The 25,597-nt window shown below is 38.0% G+C and carries 26 protein-coding genes; 19 read left to right on the top strand and 7 right to left on the bottom strand.

Translation table 11 applies throughout. The features are described 5' to 3' along the window. Positions 1-4 precede the first annotated feature (4 nt). From AC3WJG_RS11550 to rpiA, 8 genes are all read left to right on the top strand, one after another. Positions 5-898 carry a BadF/BadG/BcrA/BcrD ATPase family protein gene (locus AC3WJG_RS11550; protein ID WP_264387841.1) on the top strand — a complete coding sequence of 298 codons (894 nt, stop codon included), beginning with the start codon at positions 5-7 and terminating at the stop codon, positions 896-898. Positions 899-933: 35 nt separating this feature from the next. Next, complete coding sequence (gene murQ / locus AC3WJG_RS11545) at positions 934-1,848, top strand: N-acetylmuramic acid 6-phosphate etherase (RefSeq protein WP_098332401.1); 915 nt, start codon at positions 934-936, stop codon at positions 1,846-1,848. 168 nt (positions 1,849-2,016) lie between these two features. Further along, positions 2,017-4,035 (top strand): BglG family transcription antiterminator, encoded by a 2,019-nt coding sequence (locus AC3WJG_RS11540; protein ID WP_060746575.1) that lies wholly within the window; start codon positions 2,017-2,019, stop codon positions 4,033-4,035. Positions 4,036-4,050: 15 nt separating this feature from the next. Continuing rightward, entirely contained in the window at positions 4,051-4,326 is a 276-nt protein-coding gene (locus AC3WJG_RS11535; RefSeq protein WP_098332400.1) for a PTS sugar transporter subunit IIB, read from the top strand. A 3-nt stretch (positions 4,327-4,329) separates the two neighbouring features. After that, the gene (ulaA, locus tag AC3WJG_RS11530; protein WP_043980035.1) at positions 4,330-5,592 is read left to right on the top strand and encodes a PTS ascorbate transporter subunit IIC; all 1,263 of its coding nucleotides are present in this window, start codon (positions 4,330-4,332) and stop codon (positions 5,590-5,592) included. Positions 5,593-5,659: 67 nt separating this feature from the next. Then, the gene (locus tag AC3WJG_RS11525) at positions 5,660-6,418 is read left to right on the top strand and encodes a carbon-nitrogen hydrolase family protein (RefSeq protein ID WP_098966197.1); all 759 of its coding nucleotides are present in this window, start codon (positions 5,660-5,662) and stop codon (positions 6,416-6,418) included. A gap of 132 nt (positions 6,419-6,550) precedes the next feature. After that, positions 6,551-7,141 carry a YvcA-related protein gene (locus tag AC3WJG_RS11520; RefSeq protein ID WP_028407704.1) on the top strand — a complete coding sequence of 197 codons (591 nt, stop codon included), beginning with the start codon at positions 6,551-6,553 and terminating at the stop codon, positions 7,139-7,141. Positions 7,142-7,223: 82 nt separating this feature from the next. Further along, complete coding sequence (gene rpiA, locus AC3WJG_RS11515) at positions 7,224-7,892, top strand: ribose-5-phosphate isomerase RpiA (protein WP_098332398.1); 669 nt, start codon at positions 7,224-7,226, stop codon at positions 7,890-7,892. A 32-nt stretch (positions 7,893-7,924) separates the two neighbouring features. Here rpiA and AC3WJG_RS11510 read toward each other — a convergent pair whose 3' ends face one another. After that, on the bottom strand, positions 7,925-8,518 hold the full coding sequence (locus AC3WJG_RS11510) for a YdbC family protein (protein WP_013055735.1): 594 nt from the start codon (positions 8,516-8,518) through the stop codon (positions 7,925-7,927). A gap of 136 nt (positions 8,519-8,654) precedes the next feature. Between AC3WJG_RS11510 and AC3WJG_RS11505 the strand changes: the two genes are divergently transcribed. Then, positions 8,655-10,586, top strand: coding sequence for a hypothetical protein (locus AC3WJG_RS11505; protein ID WP_492588244.1), 1,932 nt, complete (start codon positions 8,655-8,657; stop codon positions 10,584-10,586). Positions 10,587-10,650: 64 nt separating this feature from the next. Here AC3WJG_RS11505 and AC3WJG_RS11500 read toward each other — a convergent pair whose 3' ends face one another. Both AC3WJG_RS11500 and AC3WJG_RS11495 read right to left on the bottom strand, forming a co-directional pair. Beyond that, positions 10,651-11,715, bottom strand: coding sequence for a L,D-transpeptidase family protein (locus AC3WJG_RS11500; RefSeq protein ID WP_337133660.1), 1,065 nt, complete (start codon positions 11,713-11,715; stop codon positions 10,651-10,653). A 565-nt stretch (positions 11,716-12,280) separates the two neighbouring features. After that, entirely contained in the window at positions 12,281-12,955 is a 675-nt protein-coding gene (locus AC3WJG_RS11495; RefSeq protein ID WP_098332396.1) for a class I SAM-dependent methyltransferase, read from the bottom strand. 131 nt (positions 12,956-13,086) lie between these two features. Between AC3WJG_RS11495 and AC3WJG_RS11490 the strand changes: the two genes are divergently transcribed. Further along, a complete protein-coding gene (locus AC3WJG_RS11490) occupies positions 13,087-13,956 on the top strand; it encodes a LysR family transcriptional regulator (RefSeq protein ID WP_286127987.1) in 870 nt (289 codons plus the stop codon). A 32-nt stretch (positions 13,957-13,988) separates the two neighbouring features. Further along, entirely contained in the window at positions 13,989-14,342 is a 354-nt protein-coding gene (locus AC3WJG_RS11485) for a DUF4181 domain-containing protein (RefSeq protein ID WP_272767575.1), read from the top strand. 37 nt (positions 14,343-14,379) lie between these two features. Here AC3WJG_RS11485 and AC3WJG_RS11480 read toward each other — a convergent pair whose 3' ends face one another. The 3 genes from AC3WJG_RS11480 to AC3WJG_RS11470 form a co-directional block, all read right to left on the bottom strand. Continuing rightward, positions 14,380-15,312: an aldo/keto reductase gene (locus tag AC3WJG_RS11480; protein ID WP_060746567.1), complete on the bottom strand. Its 933-nt coding sequence runs from the start codon at positions 15,310-15,312 to the stop codon at positions 14,380-14,382. Positions 15,313-15,496: 184 nt separating this feature from the next. Next, positions 15,497-16,219, bottom strand: coding sequence for a suppressor of fused domain protein (locus AC3WJG_RS11475; RefSeq protein ID WP_236691104.1), 723 nt, complete (start codon positions 16,217-16,219; stop codon positions 15,497-15,499). Positions 16,220-16,358: 139 nt separating this feature from the next. After that, positions 16,359-17,069 (bottom strand): M50 family metallopeptidase, encoded by a 711-nt coding sequence (locus AC3WJG_RS11470; protein WP_060746565.1) that lies wholly within the window; start codon positions 17,067-17,069, stop codon positions 16,359-16,361. 203 nt (positions 17,070-17,272) lie between these two features. On the opposite strand from AC3WJG_RS11470, the gene AC3WJG_RS11465 reads away from it, so the two are divergent. Both AC3WJG_RS11465 and AC3WJG_RS11460 read left to right on the top strand, forming a co-directional pair. Continuing rightward, positions 17,273-18,472, top strand: a complete 1,200-nt coding sequence (locus AC3WJG_RS11465; protein ID WP_337133646.1) for an amidase — start codon at positions 17,273-17,275, stop codon at positions 18,470-18,472. Then, positions 18,469-19,353, top strand: a complete 885-nt coding sequence (locus AC3WJG_RS11460; RefSeq protein WP_337133644.1) for a fumarylacetoacetate hydrolase family protein — start codon at positions 18,469-18,471, stop codon at positions 19,351-19,353. The genes AC3WJG_RS11465 and AC3WJG_RS11460 overlap by 4 nt, the downstream gene beginning before the upstream one ends. Before the next feature lie 38 nt (positions 19,354-19,391). Here AC3WJG_RS11460 and AC3WJG_RS11455 read toward each other — a convergent pair whose 3' ends face one another. Continuing rightward, positions 19,392-20,408, bottom strand: coding sequence for an acyltransferase family protein (locus tag AC3WJG_RS11455; RefSeq protein ID WP_337133642.1), 1,017 nt, complete (start codon positions 20,406-20,408; stop codon positions 19,392-19,394). 239 nt (positions 20,409-20,647) lie between these two features. Here AC3WJG_RS11455 and galE point away from each other — a divergent pair, with 239 nt between their 5' ends. From galE to AC3WJG_RS11425, 6 genes are all read left to right on the top strand, one after another. Continuing rightward, positions 20,648-21,628: a UDP-glucose 4-epimerase GalE gene (gene galE / locus AC3WJG_RS11450; RefSeq protein WP_074678814.1), complete on the top strand. Its 981-nt coding sequence runs from the start codon at positions 20,648-20,650 to the stop codon at positions 21,626-21,628. 229 nt (positions 21,629-21,857) lie between these two features. After that, a complete protein-coding gene (locus AC3WJG_RS11445) occupies positions 21,858-22,040 on the top strand; it encodes a DUF3973 domain-containing protein (protein WP_013055747.1) in 183 nt (60 codons plus the stop codon). Positions 22,041-22,245: 205 nt separating this feature from the next. Continuing rightward, a complete protein-coding gene (locus AC3WJG_RS11440; RefSeq protein WP_337133637.1) occupies positions 22,246-22,635 on the top strand; it encodes a PepSY domain-containing protein in 390 nt (129 codons plus the stop codon). 258 nt (positions 22,636-22,893) lie between these two features. Further along, positions 22,894-23,577 carry a YvcA-related protein gene (locus AC3WJG_RS11435; RefSeq protein WP_121944530.1) on the top strand — a complete coding sequence of 228 codons (684 nt, stop codon included), beginning with the start codon at positions 22,894-22,896 and terminating at the stop codon, positions 23,575-23,577. Next, positions 23,570-25,183, top strand: a complete 1,614-nt coding sequence (locus AC3WJG_RS11430) for a DUF6792 domain-containing protein (protein WP_263034519.1) — start codon at positions 23,570-23,572, stop codon at positions 25,181-25,183. Before AC3WJG_RS11435 ends, AC3WJG_RS11430 begins: the two co-directional genes overlap by 8 nt. After that, on the top strand, positions 25,184-25,546 hold the full coding sequence (locus AC3WJG_RS11425) for a hypothetical protein (protein ID WP_337133631.1): 363 nt from the start codon (positions 25,184-25,186) through the stop codon (positions 25,544-25,546). The last annotated feature ends 51 nt before the right edge of the window (positions 25,547-25,597 follow it).

Below are 25,597 nucleotides of genomic sequence, written 5' to 3'. Positions count from 1 at the left end.
TAAAATGGACTATATTATTGGTATCGACGGCGGGGGAACAAAAACAGAAGGCGTTGCATATAGCTTAGACGGTCAAGAGCTCGCTGCTTCAAAAAGCGGCTATGGAAATTTGCTCATTAATTACAACACGGCTATTACTCATATTGATGAATGTATTACGGCGTGCAAAACTGCGCTTGCTGGTCATACATGTAAAGGCATTTCACTAGGGCTTGCTGGAAGTAAAGCATTATCTAAAGAAGAAATAAAAAGATATTTTTATGATCGTTATCAGGTAGAAGTAGGTTTATATGATGACGCCATGATTGCACATGAAGCACTACTGCATGGAAAAGACGGGATTTTAACCATTGCAGGAACTGGAGCCGTCAGCATTGGAAAAAAAGACGGAGTGTACGAATACGGAGGAGGGTGGGGACACCTTCTTGGAGATGAAGGAAGCGGATATTGGATTGGTCTTCAAGCACTGATATTGCTGACGAAAGAGCATGATCAAAGCCTTCCTTACAGCAGCCTTAGTCAGACAATCTTGCAACATGTAAAAGCAGATACCATACACGATATAAAAAAGTTTGTCTATTCATCTCCTAAATCAGAGATTGCTTCACTCACTCCGCTTGTTGTAAATCAAGCGAGAAATCATAAACAAGAAGCAAGTGACATTCTTCAACAGGCTGGAAAGAACCTTGCAAACATGACTCTTCATTTATATAAGAAACAGCGGTTTGAAGGGAGCTGCTTGCTGTCATGCAAAGGCAGCATTTTAACGGAAGTTCCAGAAGTGTTTGATGTTTATAAAAAAGCATGTGAAAAAGAAATCAAGCATATCCAGTGGGCAACACAGCGAGTATCATCTGCTAAAGGAGCTTATCAGCTGTTCATGAACGAGTATAAATAGAGAAAAAATGATGGTGGAAAAGGCAGGGGATCACAGTGAACTTAAATCATATCTTAACAGAAAAACGCAATCCGCAAACCTTAAACATTGATGAATTATCAAGTCTGGAAATTGTAAAAAAAATTAATGAAGAAGATCATCAAGTGCCTCAGGCAATCAATAAGGTGCTGCCCGTTATTGCTTTGTTAGTAGATGAAATTGTCAGTGCTTTTAAACAAGGCGGACGTCTTATTTATATCGGAGCAGGTACAAGCGGGCGGCTAGGTGTGTTGGATGCATCTGAATGTGTACCAACATTCGGTACACCTGCCGAACAAGTAATTGGGATCATAGCCGGGGGAGACAAAGCGCTCCGGCATGCGTTAGAAGGAGCAGAAGATAATAAGAAACAAGCGATAGAAGATTTGAAAGCGATTAATTTATCAAATAAAGATATTCTTGTAGGTATAGCTGCAAGCGGAAGAACTCCGTATACACTCTCAGCGCTTGCGTATGCAAACAGCCTGGGGACAGTAACGGGCTGCGTTGTCAATTCTCCTCAATCACCTATGGAACAAGAAGCAAAATATGCAATAGTAGCAGAATCAGGGCCGGAAGTTGTAACAGGTTCAACAAGAATGAAAGCCGGAACTGCCCAAAAGCTTGTTCTTAATATGCTGACGACCGCTTCTATGATTCAAATTGGTAAAGTCTACAGCAATCTAATGGTAGACGTACAGCCGACTAACGATAAACTCGTACAGCGTGCTAAGAATATTATTGCGGAACTAACAGGCGTCTCATCAGAAGAGGCAGCGGAAAGTTTACAAACCTACAAAACGCCAAAAGCCGCCATTCTTGCGCTTCTTACTTCTACAGAAGGTGATGAGGTGCATCGGCTGCTTGATAAACATGATGGACATTTAAAAAAAGCCATTGGAGAAGCAATGAAACAGCAGACTAAAGATTAACCCTTAAAAGAAGTGCATACAGCACTTCTTTTTTTATTGAGTACATTTTTTGCACAATGTATGTGGGTGAATTCGGTCTAATCATTTTGTAAGACCCGTAGTATAGTAAAAGCATAAAGCATAGTAAGTATTTCAATTTGTGCACGAATTGGACTGAAGGTGATTCATTTGTTAGACAAACGCAGTACGGCCGTATTGCAAGTTTTGCTTCAAGCCGCAACATTTATATCAGTACAAGAGTTAATGAAGCAGTTTCAAGTGTCAAGGCGTACCATCTATTATGATATTGAGAAAATTAACGATTGGCTGTGTCAGCAAGAATTAGAGTTTGTTCAGTACACATATGGGAAAGGCTTTTTTCTAAACGATCAAGCAAAGGACCAAGTTGCTAAACAAATTTCTCATGTTATGCCATCTGCTTACTTATCAGTTGAGGACCGGCAAATATACGTTGCTTTGATGTGTATACTTCGAGGCGGGAAAATCGGAACTCAGCAGCTCATGGATGAAACAGAAGTTAGTCGCAACACTGTCTTACAAGATATTAAAGACTTAAAAAACAAGTGGATAAAGAAAGGCATATCTTTGACATATAGCTATAAAGATGGGTACGAAGTAAAAGGATCTGAAAGCGACATTCGAAATTTGCTTTATATACACATCACAGAATTATTAAGTCAACATCAGGAAGAGTTGTTGAAAAGGGTCATGAAAGCAGATTACGAATATTCAATGATTTATAACTGGCTTGTAGAGTGTGAAGATAAACTGGGAATGGCGTTTACAGACAAGATGCTGACGCAATTAGCCTATATGCTCACGTGCTGTATTCAGCGTATTGGAGGCAAGCGCTATGTAGACGCCTCGATTACTAGAAAAGAAGAATTAGAAAAAACCAGGCAGTACAAAGCGCTCCAAGAAATTGAAAGCGTTTTAGAGTTTGATTTTCCACCTCACGAAAAACATTATCTGGCCACGGTTTTACTAAGTGCAAAAGTAAATGTAGTAAATCAAGCAGATAGTGATGATTGGATGAGAAGCATTGTAAAAGAAATGGTATCACGTTTTCAAGCATATGCTTGTGTGGTATTTGAAGATCGAAATCGTCTTGAACAAAATTTATATATTCATTTGAAGACGGCTTATTACAGGCTTCTCTATAATATTCACCTCCCTAACCCTATGCTTTCGGCTATTCAAACAAAGTATCAGGATATAGTGGAACTGACAAAAAAAGCGTTGCTTCCTTTGGAAAACAGCCTTCAAATACGTATTAATGAAGACGAAATTTCTTATTTTGCTCTTCATTTCGGAGGGTGGATGAAAAAACAAGAGGGAAGGCAAAAACAAAAGCGTATTGTTATTGTTTGTGCCAATGGAATTGGAACGTCCCGTATGCTTCAGTATCAGCTTGAACAACTGTTAACAGATGCTGAATTGATAGGGCCAATGACGGTAAGAGATTATGAGCAGTTTAAAGAAACCTATGATTTAGTTATTACAACTACGCCATTAAAAAAGCGAATGAATGTGATGCTTGTGAATCCTATTTTAACGGATGATGAAAAGCAGCGGTTAATCGACTTAGTTGAACCAGCTTCTTCTCAGCTAACCACTCAAGCCATCATGGGTATTATTAAGCAGCATGCAAATATTCAGGATGAACCAGCTCTGTTAGCTAATTTAAAACTAGTGATACAGCAATCTAAAAAAATGGTAAGAGAGGATAAAAAGCCAATGTTGCATGAAGTATTGCAAGAGCCATTCTTGCAGCTTACAGATTCAGCAGATGATTGGAAATCAGCTGTTAGGCTGGCTGCCAAGCCTTTGTTGAACTATGAATATATTGAACCTTCTTATGTAGAAGCAATGATCAAAAGTGTAGAACAGTTAGGCCCTTATATTGTTATTGCGCCAAAAGTGGCGCTCCCTCACGCAAGGCCGGAACAAGGTGTAAATCGTGTGGGTATGAGCATGCTTCGTTTAAAGGAGCCGGTCTATTTTTCTACTGAAAAACAGCACGGAGCGCAGCTTATTATCGTACTTGCTGCTACTGATAATGAAACCCACTTAAAAGCACTGTCACAGCTTTCAATGATGCTATCTGAAAACGATAATATTGACAAGCTTATTGCTATGAATACAAAACAAGAAATGCTTGCATTAATTGAAGCGTACTCAAATTAAAAGGAGAGATAAAAAATGAAAAAGATTTTAGTTGTATGCGGAAACGGTTTAGGAAGCAGTTTTATTGTGGAAATGAATGTAAAGAAAATTTTAGTAGAGCTTGGTGTTGAAGCACAGGTATCTCATACGGATTTAACAACTAGTAAAACGGAGCAGGCAGATATCTATTTAGGATCTGCAGATATTGTAAATCAATTGGATGATGGCACTCGCACGGTCGTGGCACTGCAAAACATTTTAAATCAAACGGAAATTAAAGGAGCACTGCAAAAATACTTCGTGGAGGCGTAAGCCATGTTTGATTTAATTATGAAAGATATATTAGGAACACCCGCTATTCTAGTAGGGTTGTTTGCACTAATCGGTTTGTTGCTTCAAAAGAAAAAAAGTGCAGATATTGTATCGGGCACCTTAAAAACAATTATGGGTTTTCTTATATTAGGAGCGGGAGCTAACATATTAATTGCTTCACTTGAAGCGTTTGGAAAAATGTTTAATAAAGCGTTTTCCGTTGAAGGCATCATCCCTAATAATGAAGCAATTGTAGCTGTAGCTCAACAAACTTTTGGTACAGAAACAGCGATGATTATGCTTTTAGGTATGATTGTAAATATCATTATCGCGCGCATCACGAAATTTAAGTATATCTTTTTAACTGGGCATCACACCATGTTTATGGCTTGTTTGATTGCAGCAATTTTATCTACAGGCGGGTTAACGGGAGCACCTTTGGTTTTGATCGGTTCACTATTATTAGGTATTTTGATGGTTTTATTTCCTGCACTGCTTCAGCCGTATGTGCGTGAAATTACAGGGTCAAACGATATTGCCGTTGGTCATTTTGGTTCCTTAGGCTATTTAGTAGCAGGGTTTATCGGCAAGCGAGTAGGAAATCGCGAAAAAACAACAGAAGAAATTAAAGTTCCTCAATCCTTAGGATTTCTTCGGGATACATCCGTTTCTGTCTCACTGACCATGACCGTTTTATTTATTGTTGTTGCTCTTTTTGCAGGTCCTGCATTTATCGAAACAAAATTAAGCGGGGGTCAAAACTTTATTGTGTACTCGCTAATTCAAGCAATCACTTTTGCAGCAGGAGTATATGTTGTGCTGGCGGGTGTTCGTATGCTTTTAGCAGAAATTGTACCAGCATTTAAAGGAATTGCTGACAAAGCGGTACCAAATGCCATTCCAGCTCTAGATTGTCCAACTGTGTTTCCGTTTGCTCCTAACGCAGTGGTCATTGGATTCTTTTCAAGCTTTATCGCAGGTCTCATTTCAATGTTCTTTTTGCCTCTATTTGGTCTAAGTATTATCGTGCCAGGCCTCGTTCCGCACTTTTTTACGGGAGCAGCTGCCGGAGTATTTGGAAATGCGACGGGGGGAAGAAGAGGAGCAGTGGTCGGGTCATTTGCCAATGGAATCTTAATTAGTTTTTTACCGGCTATTTTACTGCCTGTTCTCGCGTCGTTAGGTTTTAAAGGCACAACATTTGGAGATTCGGACTTTAGTGCGGTAGGTATTCTTCTTAGCATGCTAATTAAATTATTTACGTAAAGATAAAAAACTCATGTTACGCTAGTAGCATGAGTTTTTTATGATATTGGAAGTGGAGGAGCAATGAATGAAAATTGGGTTAGCGCAAGTGAGATTTCCAAAATTAGCCTCAGAGGGTGTAGAAACGGTAGAAAATTATATGAAACAAGCAGCAGAAGAAGGGTGTAACCTTGTATGTTTTCCAGAATCAATTGTGCCGGGACTTAGAGGAGTGGGTTTTGAAGTTGAGACATACAATCACGAAATTCAACAAAATACGCTTTATAGAGTTAAGTTGCTTGCCAAACAGTTAAAGCTCAACGTAATTTTACCACTGGAGTGGCGCGACGAACTTGGTATGCATTTAACTGCTTTTGTAATTGATGAAAATGGAAAAGAATTAGGGTATCAAACTAAAAATCAAATTGATCCAGCAGAAGATCAATTTGGTTATAAGCCTGGAAATGGCCGCCAGTTGTTTGAAATAAATGGCGTGAAATTCGGTATTGTTATTTGCCATGAGGGATGGCGCTATCCTGAAACTGTCCGATGGGCTGCTATAAGAGGAGCAAGCATTGTGTTTCATCCACAGTTTACTGGTGAAGTACCAGATCCGAAGTTTTATGATTATGCAATGATTGCAAGAAGTACGGAGAATGGTATTTACTTTGCAAGCGTGAATTATGCCTTAGAGAACCAAAAAAGCACGACTTCTCTTCTTTCTCCAAAGGGTGAATGTTTGATAAAAGCGAAAGCTGAAAAGCAAGAACTACTAACGTATACGCTAGAGCCCGGTGAGGCTAACCGGCTGTTAGCTCAGCGTCTGTTATCAAATTTACTATTGTAAAAAAGTTTATTTTCTCTAGTTAAATTAGCATGTGCGCTCATATAACCCTTTGGTTATTTCTCCTTATGACGATATAAACGTCAATATGGTATTATCAAAAGTTAAAGGGGTATTAAAAGGTGTGTGGAAACAATGGATCGAAAAAAAGTCGCATCAGTAGCCGGAGCATTGGTTATTGCCGTAGGAATTTGGCTATTTCAAAGCGGGAAATTTAAAAGTGAAGCGCAGGCAGATAAGTTTACGAGTACATTTTTGGTCGATCATGAACAAACAGACAATGGATTTGAATTATTTACTTCGGATACCAATCAATATAGGATGTGGTTTCCGCTTCAGTATGTTATTCATAAATCTTCTTATAAAAGCAGTGAAGATGAAAGTGAAGTATGGACAGCATCAACGAAGGAAAATGATTCATACAATGCTGGGAAAATAACGGCTTTATTTTCTAAGAAAAAAAGCAAAGCAGCTCAAAATAAAATGGATGCGTTTCAGCCTGATTACATGTTAAAAGGTAAAAATGCAACGATTTATGTGAAAAAACAAACAAGAGATGGAAAGCATAGCATTTATCATGCTTATGTGAATGATGATTATTCAGACAAGTATATTTACTATACGTTTGAACTAAAAAGCAGCGAACAGACAAACAGTACAAAACAGCAGTATTGGGTAGAAAAAATTCTTCTAAATACACAGTTTCAAAAAAACTCAGCTGAATAGTCAGCTGAGTTTTTACGTAAGGGTTCATAATGCTTTTCCTTTTTTATGTAAACGGGTACAATATGAGTAAGGAGGCCTTTGTATGATTGAAAAACAAGCAGTTGGTGAAAAAGCAGCACAGTTTGTGGAAGATGGAATGATTGTAGGGCTAGGGACAGGTTCAACAGCTTATTATACAATTGTAAAATTAGGTGAACGAGTAAAAAATGGATTACACATCAAAGCGGTTCCTACTTCTCAAAAAACAGAAGAGCTGGCAAGGAAACTAGGTATTCCCATTGTTACCTTAGCGGATGTTGAATATATTGATATAGCAATTGACGGAGCAGATGAAGTGGATAGCGAACTTTCTTTAATTAAAGGAGGAGGAGGCGCGCTGCTTCGAGAAAAAATGATTGCGTACGCAGCGAAGCGGTTTATCGTGATTGCCGATTCTAAAAAAATAGTGAAGACGCTAGGAGCTTTTCCTCTTCCTGTTGAAGTTATACGTTTTGGCTGGGAAATGACGGCGAAGCATATTCGCAGTGCAGGTTGTGTACCGCAGCTTAGGCTTTTAGATGATCATACGCCGTTTATCACCGATAACGGAAATTACATTCTAGACTGCCATTTTTCAGAAATTGAAAATCCTGCTGAGTTGGAAAAACAGCTGATAAGGATCCCAGGCGTAGTAGAAAGCGGTTTGTTTGTAGGAATGACGCAGGAAGTCATTACCGTACAAAACCAAGATGTTCATATCATAAAAAAATAGAAGCTTTGGCATCGGGCCTAGGCTTCTATTTTTTAATTGGAAAGAACGTTCCAATTTTTCTCTAATTGATATATGTATTGAGACGCGTTCAGTACATTTGGATGAACGAAAGTATCAATTGTTTTTTGCGGACAAGCAGATCCGTATAATGAAAAAATGACAAGCTTGCTATGCTCGATTGGTGATACAACGTGAGATAAACAGCGATAAGAAGGATTTATCAAGCTTTTTACCATCTCATGGATATCTTCTTTGTCGTAAAAATCGACTTCAATTTCCGTCTTTACTAAATAACGGCTTTCAATGGCGCTGCTTCGATAATAATTATAGCGTGCTCCTATGAAGTAGGACGGATCTGATGTTGAAACGTCCAAATTCGTATATGTTTGATCCTGCTTGCTTTTATAAAAAATAGAATCATGAGTATGCTTCATGAATTCTTGATAAGTTGTTCCATCTTCCCACAGAGCTAGAATACACGCATCTGTTTCATCTTCCACGTTCCAACCCCCTAATTGGCCAATGAAACCATTCACGTGTGCAAGAGCAGCCCAATGCTGTTGCGTATATGAAAAAGAAGCTTTTTTATCAGTCGGTATGCTGCATTTCACAATTTTTGTCAACATTCTCCCATCACCTCAATTAATTACTTCGATAAATGAAGGAAAAATCCTTCTAAAAAGAGGAAAATCATAGACATATCCCCCCTTTAAAAGCCATACATTTCAAATAGGACAATGTTAGGGAAAGAAGGGGAAATGAATGAAAGTTTTTCGTGCAAAAGCCTGTCAATCTCCTATGCGAAAAGGCTGGTCAATTATGTTTCAGCATCCGTTTAAAAAAGATGAAAGAGGAAGATCCCACCCGTTTGTTAAACGGTTTATGTATACAGAGCAACACGATGAAATTGACATTCTGGTTGAAGAGATGAATGAACTGCTGAGAGTGCAGGATTTTTGGACAAGTACTGCAAAAGGAAGAGCAAAAGCAAGATATGATGAACGAGTAGTGAACGCTTTTTATAACGATATTGAAAAAAGGACGAGCGAACAAATTGACAGCGAGTATGAGTACATTCATGTAATCGGAGAACAAGGAAGCGGCAAAACAGCCTTAATCCGCCAGCTTCTTGGTATAAAAAAGGAATGTGGCTTTCTAGGAATAGGCAGTAAAGGCGCTTATTCTGCTACGTATAAGGTGAAGGATTCCCAACACTATGAAGCTGCCGTCTCTTTTTTTACGCGAAGTGAAGTGCAAAGGAAATTGGAGAATATCCTACTAAAAAGCGCTGAAGTGTATGCTGAAGGAGGCACGGATTATGACTTGGTCTTTGAGTTGTTACACGGAGATTCCTCTTTTAATCTGCGCGCTCTTTTGGGAGATATCCCATACAAAGCCCGTTATTTTAATGATGATGTTCCTTTAAGAATGAGCGACGAAAATAGTTCATTCAAACAATTTGTAGATGCAATTAAACGAGAAAGTGAAATAGTAAAAGACGCTGTTGATCAAGAAGGAAGAGATTTTGCAGAGGGATGGCACAAGCGGCTTGAATGCAGGAAAATCACCGAGCAAATGCTTCTTGCAATCGAATCCCGGTTGAAAGAATACAAGGAAGGAACATGGGAAATAGGAGAAGACGACTGGCCAATATCCTGCCGTCTCACAGCAAAAGAGCTGTCTTCCTTTGGGGCGCTAACAAATGAAGAAGAAGAAAATAACGGACGTCTTATTTATCCATTGTTTCGTAGAATTGAAGTTTGCGGCCCTTTTTCTTTTAAAAAAGGAGTAGCGATTTGCGAGCATGCGTGTTTTGAATATACGAGCACCATCCACGATTCTTTTAAACAAGCAGCTTCTATTTTATACGTACATCATGGGCTTAAAGAATTAGATATTCAATTTCTTCAACAGCTCATCGTACATGGTCACGGTGCTAAGGTAAACGTTTGTGTTACACACGGAGATTTGCTGACCTCTCCAAGCTGCCGTACGGATTATGCTAAAAAACATGCCATGGCTAAAATGATAGATTATGCGCTTAAAAGCGTTTCACCTCTTATGAAAAAGCAGCTTCACTACTATTTAACAGTAGGGAATACGACTATCTTAGAACGTGTACACGAGGAATTCAAAGAGAGTCACCTTCTGTATAAAGACTTAAAGGCAGCTTTAGTATCAGAAACGAGAAAAAAGCAGCAAGAGCTGCATCCTATTTATTTAAACTTGACTGTCTCGCAGGCTTTTTATGAAGCAATGGAGTCGCTGAACATTCCTTATATGGACAGAGAAACGTGTTTAAACATTTCCTTAGGAGAGAATGAAGGACCGGTACCAGCTATTGCGTCCGCCGTTATTTCATCTGTGTATGAGCATTTTTTAAGTCAGCCGTCTGGATGGTCAAGTACCTATCATTCGGTCACCGACCGACAGCAGGTTATTCAAGAATTGGCAGGTGAGTTTGCATCCGTTGTTTATTCCTATTTCAACGAACAGCTGCTTGAAAAATCTCGTAATGACTGGCTCGCTCTTTATAAACAAAAAGAAGACGATCAAGCCTACAAATATAGCAGACTGATAGAAAACGTAATTCCTGCCAAAAATGATATCTATCAGCAGCAAATTCTTATGAGAACGGTTTATCAGCTGATTAAGTATGTCATAGAAAAGAAAGACGGCGTACTGGTTCATTAAGGAGTCAAGGCGCGACTTAAAAAAGGTTTATCAATAAAAAAACAGAGCCTGAAATCAGGCTCTATTAGCGTTTAGAAATAGCAGTTAAAGTATTAGGTCCGGCAATGCCGTCCACTGCTAGCTTATTGTCTTTTTGAAAATTACGTACAGCTGCTTCCGTATTAGCACCGAAGATACCGTCCGTGCCTTTTGTATCATAGCCAAGCGATGTTAATTTCTTTTGAAGAGCTTGAACATTGCTGCCTTTGCTTCCTTTTTTAAGCGTTTGTTTTGTATTGATTGTTGAGTCTGCCGGTGGATTTGTTGGCTTTGGATTTGTCGGGTTTGTTGGATTTGTCGGTGTAGGCTTTGTTCCAGGGTTTCCTAAAGCCTTATATGTCGCTGCACCAACAATACCGTCGGCCGTTAAGCCGTGGTCTTTTTGGAACTTGCGAACAGCTGAATCTGTATTAGCACCGAACACACCGTCCGTACCTTTTGTATTATAGCCAAGTGAAGTTAGTTTCTGCTGAAGTTCTTTAACTGCATTTCCTTTGCTGCCTTTCTTTAAAACAGTTCCTGTAGAAGGAGCTGGAGTAGAACCTGAGTTTCCAGAAACGTTGTATCCGTTTGCTGCTGCAATGTCATTAAATGATTTAGAAGAAGTTGTAATCACAACCGGTGTACCGACGGTCACTTTACTAAATAACCATGCGACTTCTTCATCGTACATACGAACACATCCGCTGCTTACATATTTGCCAATGGAAGCAGGATTGTTATTTCCGTGAATAGCATACGTCGTGCCGTATGTACCTCTCGCATTTAGACCTAGCCAGCGATTGCCAAGAGGGTTTCTAGGATCTCCACCAGGAATGTTCCCTGAGTAATAAGGGCGATTGACAATTTTATTCACTACTTTGAAATGCCCTTCTGGTGTAAGAGACTGCGTGCGCCCTGTTGCGACTGAAAACGTTCGGACAAGTGAACCATTTTGGTAATAAGCGAGTTTATTTGTTGCTTTGTTAATGATAATTAAATGAGATGGTGTTGAAGCAGCTTCTGTTTTTGGAACCCCTACAAACAAGCAGGCTAGAGCTAAAATAGCCGCTATGAGTACGATTGTTGTTCTTGATATTCTATTTGCCATGTGCTGCGCCTCCTTAGGCTGCATTAATGAAAAACGTATGGTGCGGCAGTGCTATAAATTCTTCACTAATAAAATAAAAGACGAATAGCTGCATTTTCTATACCTGTATGTATGCGCTTAATAAGGAAATCATTAAGTAGAAAGACTTTACTAGCGGGAATTTATAATAATAAGAATAACTAAGTTTTTCTTGATGTCTTGCATAATTTTACTAATATAAGTTTACTAATCTAGCGGATTTATATTTACATAAGCAGCACATCCTTTCCAGTTCTTCATTTTCGTGTAAAGAAATGAAAGCGTTATACAAATTGTTTTGTAATCATATTGTAACATAGTTGTATTTTTTATACCATAAAAAGACATAAAATAGTATAAAAATACTTTATATGGGTTTTATGTACAAAAAATTCAAAAGTTCAGGAGAACGAAGCTATTATTAGATATACGAAACTGGAAAAGAAGTATGCGTAGTTTTGCGGAAATAGATAAATATTCTTATTCGAATATAGGGAGGAACAGAGTAAAAAAACTACTTGCAAAGAGACAAGTAGTTTTTAAACCGTTATTTTTGAGCATACATTACAACAAAATTAAAAAATTTATAAATGCAATCCACTGTGCTGAACCCGCTTGCTGTTAACCAATTTAACTGATCATGTAAAGTTGCCATTTTATCTAACTTCGTACGTTCATGAGCAGCCTCAATTTGCTCATGAGTTAATCCGCTTGCGGCAATTCTTTCACTCCAGTCTTTTTTATATAACTCTTCAATAATAGAAGAATGGCCTAATACTTGATCGGCATTAATAAATATTCCTCCTGTATGCAGCAAATTATGAATTTGTTCATACAGCTTTTGTTTTTGTTTGTCTTCTAAATGATGGATAGCAAGTGAAGAAATCACAATATCAAATGAGTGCTCAAATTTGTAGCTTGTTATATCTGATACGATAAATTCTATATGCTGTTCATTTTTAAAGCGTTCCTTTGCTTTTTCAAGCATTTGATCTGAGACGTCAAGCAACGTGAAATGCGCATCTGGGTACTTTTCTTTAACAAAAGAAGAAAACAAGCCTGTACCTGCTCCGATATCAAGTATGCGAAGCGGCTTTTTTGAAAAGTGAAGAAGCGAAACGGGAATAGAATAAAAATCAAAAAAGCAAGGAATAAGTTTGCGGCGCTGCTCATCATACTGAGAAGCATGAGCATTAAATTTTTCTTTAACGTTATTTTTCATTTTTACAGCTCCTTTATTTGGTAATATTGAGATACATATATCGTATAGAAGTTTGGTAGAAAAGAAAATAAACAAAAATAAGCAGTATTGATTCCAGTTTGTTATGAATAGAAAGAGATGGAGAGAAGAAAATGGAGATCAAATGGTTAAAAACATTCATCATAGCAGCTTCTTATGAAAATTTCAGGCAAGCGTCTGAAGATTTATTTTTAACGCAGCCTGCTGTATCAAAGCATATTCAGCGACTGCAGCAAGAATTAGGAGATGAGCTTTTTGAAAAAAAAGGTAAATATATCGCGCTGACTGAGGCAGGCCGCTTTTTTTTGCCTCATGCTCAAAAAATGGTGAGGGCATACGAAGAAGGAGTAGGGAATTTTAAGTTATGGAAGCAAGGATATAACCGAAAATTGACTATATCCGCTGCTCCTCAAATAGCAGCATCGGTTTTGCCGAGTCTAATCAAACAATTTGTAGAGAGATATCCCCATATTGAAGTCACGGTTAATATCACAAATTCGTTTCAAGTGGGAAAAGACATCAGCGACAGAAAATCAGATGTTGGATTAACAAGGATGCTTCCGGGTCAGGCAGACGTTTTTTATGAGTTAATTCATAAAGAAAAAGCAGTCTTAGTCGCCCCATTTTCTGTAGGAGCATGTACGGAACAGGAGCTGTTATCTTCCTACCGGCTGCTTACGAATAATCATCCTGTTTATTGGGAAGATTTACTCCTTCAACTCAAAGCTTGTTATCCTCACATTCAGCTGCTTCCTGTGACGCAAGTAGAAATTACAAAGCGCTTTATTGAAGAAGGTTTAGGCGTATCTTATTTGCCATTTTCTATGGTGAAAAAGGAAGTTGAAAATCAAACGTTAAGCGTAATTTCACAGCAAAAAATTATCCGGCCTTCTTCACACACGTATATTGTAACAAAAGGCGAAACAGAAGAAATAAAGCAGTTTAAGCACTTTGTAGCTGAGACCTTAACAGAAATGAGCTGAAATGATACCATAAAAAGGAAGGAGAGATGACGATGTATATATTGATCATGCTAGTAGGAGCAGCAGTCGTAGTAGATTTTATTTTAAGAAAAGTGCTTGATATACCTCGCAGCAAATTTTGGGGCCAATATGAGTATGAAAGTCTAGCTTTACAACGTTGGGATAAATATGTAATGGTAGCTTTTGTTCTTTTTCTGATATTGGATATGATTTTTATGGTTGTAGAGCCTTATATCGTATCTTTCCTATTCTTAGTCGTGAATATTTTGCTGAAAAGTATAGATGAATGGAAATATAAACAAGAAACAAAAGAATACGTAACAAGCTTTGTACAGATGGGATTCTTCTTTACGGCTTTTGTTCTATTAGCCAGCGGAATTGTATAGAAAAAAGAGCTTTACCTATGGCAAAGCTCTTTTTATATTATTTAAAAATATGATCAATGTCTTTAATTTCGGAAGAAGTGAGCTGAACAGCTAATGTTTTTAAGTTATCAAGTACTTGATCAGCGCGTTTTGCTCCCGGAATTAATACATCAATTGAATCGCGCGTTAAGTACCAAGCCAGAACAAGATGAGCTACTTCTACGCCTTTTGCGCTAGAGATTTGACGAAGACGCTCTACTTTTTCTAGATTTTGCTGAAATGCTTCCCCGATAAAATGAGGCATATCTTCGCGCAGGTCATTAAACTTTGTGTTTTTATCATATTTCCCAGCAAGTAGACCAGCAGCTAGCGGGAAGTATGGAATAAATGAAATATGATTTGCAGCCGTATAAGGTAAAATATCGTTTTCTGCTTCTCGCTGAATTAAGTTATATTGCCCTTGCACTACGTCTACATAACCATCTTTATTTGCTTCTTTTAACTGATCTAACGAGAAGTTTGATACGCCAATAGAACGGATCTTACCTTGATCTTTTAATTCTTTTAACGCACCAACAGCTTCGTCTTTTGGTGTGTTTTTGTCTGGAAAGTGAATATAATATAAATCGATATAATCTGTTTGAAGGCGTTTTAAGCTATCTTCAACCGACTGTTTTAAAAACGCAGGAGAGTTGTCTAGCAGTACCTCATCCCCAACAATTTTATGTGCTCCTTTTGTCGCGATAACCGCTTCTTCACGATTTCCACGTTCTTTTAGCACTTCACCAATTAGTTCTTCAGAACGTTTTGGACCATAAATGAACGCTGTATCAAGGAGGTTTATGCCATTATCTAGCGCCTTATGAACAAGGTCTTTGCCGACTTCTTCGTTTAGGTTAGGATATAAGTTATGTCCTCCTACAGCGTTTGTTCCAAGTCCAATAGGATTAACATATAATTCGGATTTTCCAATCTGTACTTTTTCTGCCATGTCTAACGTCCATCTCCTTTTTTATATCTTCTTTTTTACTATAGCAAAATATACCATGAATCAAAAATAGTACGCTCATATGAAAAGCAGCTTTAAAAAAGTATGTGAACTAGAGTTACATGTAAATAAGGAGTATATTCTACAGGGCTCTATTTCAATAGCAAAAATAAAAAAAGAACCTCTTCTAAATAAGAGATTCTCTTTTAGTCATAGTAATATGATAACTTTTTGACAGCTGAAATGTTTCAGCAAGCTGCCTGCGTCCTTGCGCTCCTTGTTCGCGTACATACTCTAATTCGTTTGGTGTAAGAAGCTTCATGCTAATCAGTTTAATAGATTCGTAAGGTAAAGAGAGGCTAGCTGAAACAGAAGGAGACTGAACGCCTAGCAATACACCAATTTCTCCATTTTCATTTACAAAATGAGATGGTACGTCCAAATCAGTAAATTCAATTGAAAGAATATCGTGCTTCATAAATAGTTCTAGCATATTAGGGTGAGCGGCAGCATTTTGACTCATTTGATAAAGAAGGTCAAATGCCCAGTGATCCTGAATATCAGATAAAGGTCCGCGCAGAGATTCATCATCGCATTCGATATAGAATTCTAAACCTTTTCCTTGCTTTCGGCTCTTTTCTTCGGGGGATTGAAACGGATCGGACAAGCCGTCGCTTGCGAGAATAACCGTCTCTGTTTTTTGAACACGAATAAATGTTTGACGTCCAGATGGCCAAGCAGGCCCGCCAAAAAACATGGGATTTAATAAATGAGTTAATACGTCTCCGTCTACATGTCCGATTGTGTTCCAGTAGTCTTTTCTTTTTGAGATTGATTCCTCAAGAACACGCTCTGCTTCTTTTTCCTGCTTCTTTTGCTTCCACTTTAAAAATAATGACAAGTATCCCACACCTCTTTACGACTTCATAGTACCCAATATATACCTCATTAAGGGAACTCGTAAACCATTATTTAGTGCATGAAAGTAAATTATCCCTTTAAATTATGAAATTTCCAAAGTTTTCTTAGTGAATTTTATAATTTTGTCTTTAATAAATCAGTTGAAAAATCAAATAAGCCACATAGACGGCCTGTGCGAAAAATAAAAAACCCCAAAAGCGTGCTGAAAGATGGGTAAGCTGCTTTAAACTCGTAGCGTCACCTGCATCGTGTGGATATTTGATACTTAACACAAAAATAATAAAGGCAGAAAATAGAGATTCTACAAGTAACAGCGCACCAACAAACATCATGCTGTAGCGCGTAAGCTGTGGGTCTTGTAAATAATAAATACCTCCGAGGATCAAACCGATAGAAAAAAGCCACACAATTCCGTATCCGTTACGTACCCAAAGCAGTAAATTAATCACAACCACACTTCCTAACCCGTAAAAAAGCCAGTCGTAGTGATGGTGAACGAGCAGGTAGAAAAATAAATAAGCCATTGCTGAGCTGAACGGGTACCCGGCTAAAGCAATAATGACGCGCGGCAGCCATCCACGGGATCCTGCGTAGGTGGCAGTCACAGCTACGCCTTCATTATTAGTATAAAGCTCAATGCGATTGACGCCTTTTCCGACAATAAGCCCCATTAACGCGTGGCCATCTTCATGAAACATCGTATTTAAATTTGAAAAATAACGTCCAATATGCCGAAGCAGCTGATTAATGCTAGGAGCAAATGAACCTATAAAGGGAACGCCTCTTGTTAGCACAAAAGCTAATAAAATAAATAAGAAAAGCATAGTAGATTGTTCCATCGCGATAGTCCTTTTCGTAAAATGATATGTTTCTACTTTACTCGCAAACATGCTAAAAGGGAAATGAAACGGTTAGTTTCACTAGGAAAAGAGAAGCTGGGAGATTTACATAATATTAATGTTAATAGACCTGACACATTCATTGACCAGCTTATTCCAAATTTTATATTCTAAACAGATATAAGAAATGAGGAGATGGTTGAATGAAAGATACGTGGAACGCATTTGTAGACAGTGATCTTTACGTACCTCCAACGGGAACGGGAATGTTAAATAACTTGAGTTTTGCGTTAAAAGACGTATTTGATGTACAAGGACATATATCAAGTGCGGGAAATCCAGATTGGCTCGCCACGCATCAGCCTGCAAGCGAGCATGCAGACGTAGTAGCCGCTCTTTTAAAAGAAGGAGCCGCGCTAAAGGGAGTTACGCATACTGACGAGCTTATGTACGGATTAAATGGAGAAAACGCGCATTACGGAACACCGGTAAACCCAAAAAGCGCAGATCGAATTCCAGGAGGTTCTTCAAGCGGATCAGCGGTTGCTGTCGCAGCGGGAATAACTGATTTTGCGATTGGAACAGATACGGGAGGATCGGTTCGAATTCCTTCGAGCTACTGCGGTATTTTCGGGTATCGTCCTTCTCACGGACGCATTTCTACAAACGGTCTGATTCCACTTGCTCCTAGCTTCGATACAGTGGGTGTAATGGCTAGAGACGGCCACACTCTGCAAAAAGTAGGAGCGGTTTTATTGAATTCAACGTCGCGTGCCAGTGGATTTACACGGCTGTATGTACCAACAGATGTGATGGAACTTGTGGATGAACAAAGCATGCGGGCTCTTGCGCCGTCTATTAACCACGTAATGGAGTCTTTTTCTACTATAGAAGAGATAGCGATTGCTCCTCAGGGTTTTTCTACATATATGGAAACCTTCCGTTTGCTGCAAGGAAAAGAAATCTGGCAAACGCACGGAGAGTGGATTCAAAAAGAAAATCCAACGTTTGGAGAAGACATCGGAAGCCGCTTTCAATGGGCCAGCACTCTTACATTATTAAATATGAATTATATAGAAGAAAAGCGTCGTGAACTTCGCTATTTTATGTACTCACAGCTTGGAGAAGAAGGAATATTAGTACTTCCTACAGCTCCAGGACCCGCGCCTGTAAAAGATGCAAAAGGACTGGAGTTAGAAAACAGAAGATTGCGAACGCTTCAAATGACGTGTATTGCTGGCCTAAGCGGCCTTCCCCAAATTACGATACCTGCAGGAGAACTAGACGGTTTGCCAATCGGTTTATCTTTTATTGCAGGATACAACCAAGATGAAAAATTATTAAATTGGGTAAAAGAAAACAGCGATCGTATCATTCAAGCATCGGTAAGGAGCGTATCATGAAGTTAGTAAATATAATAGAGCAAGGGAAAGAACAAGCAGCCATTTTAGACAATGACAGCATTCTGCTTATAGAAGATATTAATAACAAATATTTAACAAACTGGTCTACAACAATTTGGGCTCTGATTCAATATAAAGAACTTCGCCACCTTGAAACATGGTACGCCCATAATAAATTTGGTATGAACAGCTCTTTTCCTGTAATGCACTTGCAGGGCAGAAAAACAGCTCCTATCATTAGTAATCCGTCGAAATTATTAGGCATTGGGTTTAATTATGCCGCTTCTGAAGAAAAACTAAAAGACTACGACCGTGCCATTGATCCAGTTAGTTTTTTAAAACCCGCAACCGCCATTATTGGACCAGAAGACAGCATTCGTATTCCAAAGCAGTCCTACAAAACAACGGCTGAAGCGGAGCTAGCGGTGGTAATCGGCGAAACGTGTAAGGATATAGAGCCAGATGAAGCCATAAACGTAATTGCTGGTTATACGTCAGCAATCGACGTAACCGCAGCTGATATTCATGCGGCGAATCATCGCTACTTAATGCGAGCGAAAAGCTTTGATACCTTTTGCAGTATAGGCTCAGAATTTGTTACAAAAGAAAGTATATCAAACGTGAAATCACTTCAAGTGCGCACATTGCTAAATGGAGACATGCAGCATGAAAATACAGTGTCTAATATGATTTACGACATCGCATACTGTGTTTCATTTTTCTCAACAGTCATGACGCTGCATCCAGGTGATATCATCCTCACCGGAACGCCGGGACCGGCTGTTATTGAAGACGGGGACTGTATTGAATGTCATATTGAAGGGATGCTTCCATTAAAAAATAAAGTAAAAGATATGAAGAAAGTGCCTCAGCAAATCTAGCAGCGTAGCCCCTGTTTTTGCAGGGGTTACATTGCTGTTTACTTCGAAACTGGAAGTGGTTGTCCGCTGTCTTTTTTCGGAATAGGAAACGCACCTAAAAATAATGCGTTAGTAAGCAGAAATTGTTTGAACAATACATGACATACTAAAGGAATTAATGTTCCCATTACTATGTATAAAAAGACAGTAGATATGCCGGTGTATTTTTCTATTAAAATAGTAACCGGTACGTGCAAGAACATAATGGTAAACGAGGATCTTCCTACGTATTCAAATGGTTTACTCCACTTTGTTAAGCTCATTTTTTTGCTTATATATACAAGAATGCTTGCCGCGCAAAGCGGCACAATCAAATCAAGCAGCCATGTATAAACGTTTGCTTTAATATCTAATGTATAAGAAAAAACGTGTAGCTTTTCTAAAGCTACAATCAATAAGATGATCAAGCTGCTTAATATTACAGAGCTTTTTCTCTCAACAAACGAAAAAGCTTGTCTGCTGTAGTATCCAATTGCGTAATAACAAATGGATAGCAAAACAGAATTGGCGCTCCATATAATGTTTTTTTGTTGAAGGAATGAAAAGGTTACATAAATATGAGCGATAAAATAGCATAAAGCTAAGAAAAGAACCATCGACCTTTTTCTTTTAATCAGTAGAGCTGCATAGGCAAAAACAAGGTGAGTTAAGAATAAACAAGTGACAAACCAAAAAACGCCGTAATAATATCCGAGAGTTCTCCCGCCAATACATAAATGGTAGATGTTCAGTAACACTTCCCGAACATTAAATGTTTGAAGAAAAATAAGGGCTGCTATTAACAGGCCAAAAGAAAAATAAGGAACGAGTAAACGCATCCATTTTTTCAAAATCCATTCTCGTACTTCTTGTATTCGAGAACGTGGGTGAAACAGATAGCCGCTCATCATAAAAAAGAGAGGCATGTGAAACCAAAAGAAATAATGATGAAAAAAAGGGCTGCCAGAATGTCCTGCTACTACTGTAAGGATACATAATCCTTTTAGCGCATCTAGCCATGAATGGTGTTTGCTCATTAAGCTTTCATTCCTTTAATAAGTAAATTAGTTCCTGCTATATTATCTAATTCTCTGTAAAAAAGAGCAATAAAAATTTACTTCACTCTTCTTCATAATGAGTTCATATTGATTGTCTATACTAATAAAAAATATAATCGTATCGCTGCAGGAGACTGAAAAATGAAATATTTACAAATGGAAAAGAAACGGGTACGATATCTGTAGCAACACTTAATAAAAAGGAGCTGACTGACAGTATGATTTTAGTCATCGGAGGAGCAGGCTATATCGGAAGCCACCTAGTAAAAGAATTAGTGAAAACAAATGAAGTTGTGGTACTTGATAATCTATCAACGGGTCATCGCTGGGCAATCGATGAGAAAGCGGTATTCGTAGAAGGAAATCTAGGTAATGAGAAAGATTTAGAGAGCGTATTCACAAATCATAAAATTGATGCTGTCATGCATTTTGCTGCTAATAGTTTAGTAGGGGAGTCAGTAACAGATCCTCTTAAATATTATCAAAACAACGTAGCTGCCACGTTAACCCTTTTACAAACGATGATGAAGCACAATGTGAAAAAGTTTATTTTTTCATCTACTGCTGCTACATATGGGATTCCTTCTGTAGATATCATCACAGAAGATACGGCAACAAACCCAATTAATCCGTACGGACGTTCAAAGTTAATGATTGAACAGATTTTAGCTGACTTTGCAAATGCTTACGATATGGAATATGTGGTGCTTCGTTACTTCAACGCAGCGGGTGCTTACGAAACAGCGGAAATTGGCGAGTGTCATGATCCTGAAACGCACTTAATTCCAATCATTCTTCAGCACCTTCTTGGTGAGCGTGAAAACATCTCTGTATTCGGCTCAGACTACGATACTGCAGACGGAACGTGCATCCGTGACTACATTCACGTAACGGACCTAGCCAACGCTCACATTTCAGCGCTTCAAGCACTGTTAGACGGCACGAAGAAAACAGCAACGTACAATCTTGGAAACGGCCTTGGCTACTCTGTAAAAGAAGTGATCGAAACGTGTGAAAAAGTAACGGGTAAAAAAGCGAATGTCGTTATGGCAGACCGCCGCGCTGGAGATCCGGCACGCCTAGTTGCATCTTCTGATAAAATTCACGCAGAATTAGGCTGGAAAGCGCAAATTTCATTAGAAAAAATTATCGCATCAGCTTGGAACTGGCATCAAAACAGCGCAAAAGTAACAAATTAATAAAAAAGCCTCTTTTTTCTTTGAAAGAGGCTTTTTTATTACGATTAAACTGATTTATGTTCTAAATAATCATTTTTAAAATCCAGTGTTTTAGCCCACAGACAAGCTTTCTCCTTTTCGGACATTTTCCCTAAACAAGCACGACTTTTGTTCTTTTCCATATGATGTAGGTAAATATACCATTCAAAACTATCCCCGTTTATAAAATAGTCCGCAAGGAGGTTATGATATGTATTACTGTGTAAGATGCTCCAAATTTCATGACGAACAGGAAAAAGAAAACATCTTTCAAAATGGTTTTTACATTGATCCCTATTTGCTTCAAAAAGTTCATCTGGGCATGTGCGTACACAAATCCCCATCAATCAAACAAATGAGAGCCGTAGAACGATTCGAAACGAAAAAGATGTAGAATTCACATTCACCAATAAGAAGCTAGATCTAATCAGGTCTAGTTTTTTCAGTGAATAACAGCTTTCTTCAGCTATCTTTCATGTAATATTAAGAGAAATTTAAGACAAGCCCGCTATACTAGTTAGTAGACGTATACATAAGATATGGTACGTTAAGAAATTGAAACAGCAGTCCGTTTTATAAACTAGAAAGGATGGCGTCAAATGATTTCTGAAAAACGATCACTTTTGTTGAAAGAACAAGCAAAGCTTCTCGCATTAAAAGAATATAAAGGCATTGTCAAATCCATATCGCTGAGTAAAATACTCACTCTTCCTATTTATACAGTAGACATCCTTACGTTAAACGGAGAAGAGCACAAAGTAAAAATTAACGCCGAAACCGGCAATGTTTTGAAAGAAAAAACGATTCCTTTAACTAAAAGCCGTGCAAAAGCATATGCATTAAGACAGCATAAAGGTATTATCGAATCGATTGTCCTTGCTAACAAGCAGTACGAAATTGTGATTCTTGGACTTGATGGGAAAACCCACAGCGTGAAAATTGACGCTGAAATTGATGTGCTGGCACAAGAAGAGCGAAGCGTTCAGTAAATGGCCTATATTATGTAATCAACCTCACTTTTTTGAAAGTGGGGTTTTCTTTATTTGGAGAAGCCTTTAGCAAAGGTAACAAATAATAAAAAAGAAACGATTACTTATCTAAAAGAAAGGGTAAGTGATAGTAAAAAATAACCACTTCCTAATTATGGTTCTTTGATTCGTTCTGCTTATGACTCTCCCATTATAAGTATGATAGTATCGAACATGTATAAAACATAGGTTATAACATAACTAAAAGGGTGTGCGACAATGAAAAAACGTACGAAGACCATTATTGCAGTCATTGCAGGAGCTGCTATTTTAATAGGAGGAATATGGATGATAAACGAAAGCCGATACCCAAACGTCCCTGCTTTTGATGATCACTTTACGCGTGAATTCTTAAACAAAGATAAAAAAGTAGACGATGGTTTTTATGAGTTTAAGTCGAAGACAGGACAGTATACGATGTGGTTTCCGGAGGAGTATCAGTTGTTGCATGAAAATGAGCAACAGTATGTAAGGGATGGAGATTTTTATGAAAGATGGAAAGCTTCATCCGTTAAGAATAAAGAAGAAAATCAGTTGAACTATTTACAAGTAAAGTTATCAGAGAGCAATCCTGATGATGAATCTATTTACGTGGAGAGTTTATTTAAAGATGAGTTTGGAGTAAATAATCCTCAAAAGTGGGAAACAGCTAATACACGTATATACTTTGATACAGGATATCTTTATTTTAAGGGAACAGAAGAACATGTTATCTATGATAAAAATAAACATGCTCCTAATACATATATAGCATACGTAGCAGATAAGAAGTCTAGTAAAGTAATAGAATTATGGTTCGATGACAGCCTAAATAATCAAGTTGGTAGGGAATCTGACAAAAAAGATTGGTTTGTAAAAGTACTGAATAGTATTCATTTTAAAGAGGGAAAGAAGCATGAATGATAAATGCATTTTAGATGATAGTTTAAGAAATAAAATAACTCAACTTGAATATAAAAACTTATCTAATAAAGAAAAAGAAATTAAAGAGATATACAAAAAACATACAGGGAGAGAAATTCCTAATTTTGAAATTTACAGTAGCTCAGAGATGGGGATTGGAAAAAAGTCTGGATTTGACGGAGCTGCTATTCATTTTTATGATAAACAAAGAAATATTAACGAAGTCTATTATATTTTTAGAGGCACTGAGCCGTCTAAGGACTTTGGAGATGTTGTTTATGATGCTTTAGGTGTTGGAGCTGGAAAAAATAATGCACAGATTAACGATGCAGTAAAGATGTATAAAAAAGTAGAGGCAAATTTAAAAGGCTCCAATGTGAAAGTAAAAAGATATGGCGATGGGCATTCTTTGGGAGGCCACCTTATAGTAACATTGAGCTTGATAACGAAGAATTTTACAGGTGTAAGGGGCCTAAATGATGCACCTGTTAATGTAAAGCAACTAGTGGAGCTTGATCAGACCTTTGCAAGGTACGTGGAGCATCAAGTAGGCAGAGAAAATAAAATATCTGCTAAAAGGCTAACAGAACTAGCCAACATCTACTATGAGAGACAAAAAGCTGCTATCAGCCATACTTGGGTGAAAGGTGAACCAATGCATGCACAATCGTTTCCTGGCAGCTGGTATGCAGGTAACAAAGTGACGATGCTTGGAGATTTAGATACAGAAGAAATGATTAACATTGGGAAATATCCTTTTCAGACAGAAGCAAAATGGAACCCAGTGTATATGATAGACCAATTTCGCTATAATCTTGGAGTAAAAACGATACTAGGTGGCTTAGGCTTTGTTAATGGTCATGTGAAACAAGAAACGTTGCTTAACCTGCCAGAAACACGTGATCAATATCTTGAGAGTGTAAAAAGATATCCTTTTCTTCATTTTGGAGAGATTAAAGCAGGTATAGGAGTAGGTGCAGCAGCAATGGTAAATACATTTACTAGCCCTGGAGCAACATTTCAGCTTATTAAAGGAATATCTCAAAGTAAACAAGCAAAACTCCACGGAATTAATTATGTTGTCAAATGCACAGAAGCTAATGCTATGAAGACATATTATCAGGTTTTTGATTCAGGATCTCAGGAAGAAATCTTGCTAGATTATGAACAAATGAAGAAGTTTGTTTATTACTGTGCTAATGCTATTAAAGACAAAGAAGCAAACTTAAATACACTAAAGCAGTATTTACATAGTGAAATTAACGAAGTCTTCGAAGCTAAGAAGAAAAAGTTAAAAATGAAAATATCCAGAGAAGAAGCTTCTCCCCAGTCATTTATGGAAAAGGCAGATAAAGACGGCGCTACTCTCGCATGGTTTGGACAAAAGCGTGTGGCTGAAAAAGTGACGTTTGATAAAACGTTTGACCCGCTAGACGATAGTGTATTTACCCCTGTTGAAGAGATTATTTCTTCTATTCAAGAGGAAGTTACATACTATCAAAAGTTTCTTGAAGCGTTCTTTCAAAATTTCGAGAAGATGATGGAAGCAGACGAATCGGTAGCTTCAGATATTAAAAGCATGAAAGAAGTAGTAGGGGGGATTTAATTGTTTGATTTCGATTTTACACACACAGGAACAACGAGTGGTAAATACACGTTCCAATTTGATGGTGATGACTTCAAGGATGAGCAGGCAAAAAGGATTAAAGAGTTAATCAAGAAGGATCAAGAAGTGAATGAAAAGCTTTGGCATGCTAAAAGCTATTTAGAAAACCAAACGGGTGAGTTTGCGGATGCGGTTAAAAGTAAATTAGAAGCAGCTGAGCGGGGATATACGCTACGAGCTCAGCAGTATGATACTGGAGCATTTCAGCATATTATGAGTTTTATGCATTCTGTTAAAGATATGAATAAGAGAGAGTACGAAATTCGATATAAAGAATCAATGGATGAAAGTGAATTAACATAAGGGATACTGCTATTCCTCAGACAGTGGTCTGAGGGATTTTTATATGTTGAA

It is taken from the genome of Priestia sp. FW507-14D1A, from assembly GCF_058781295.1.
This window is presented reverse-complemented; position numbering and strand designations above follow the sequence as displayed.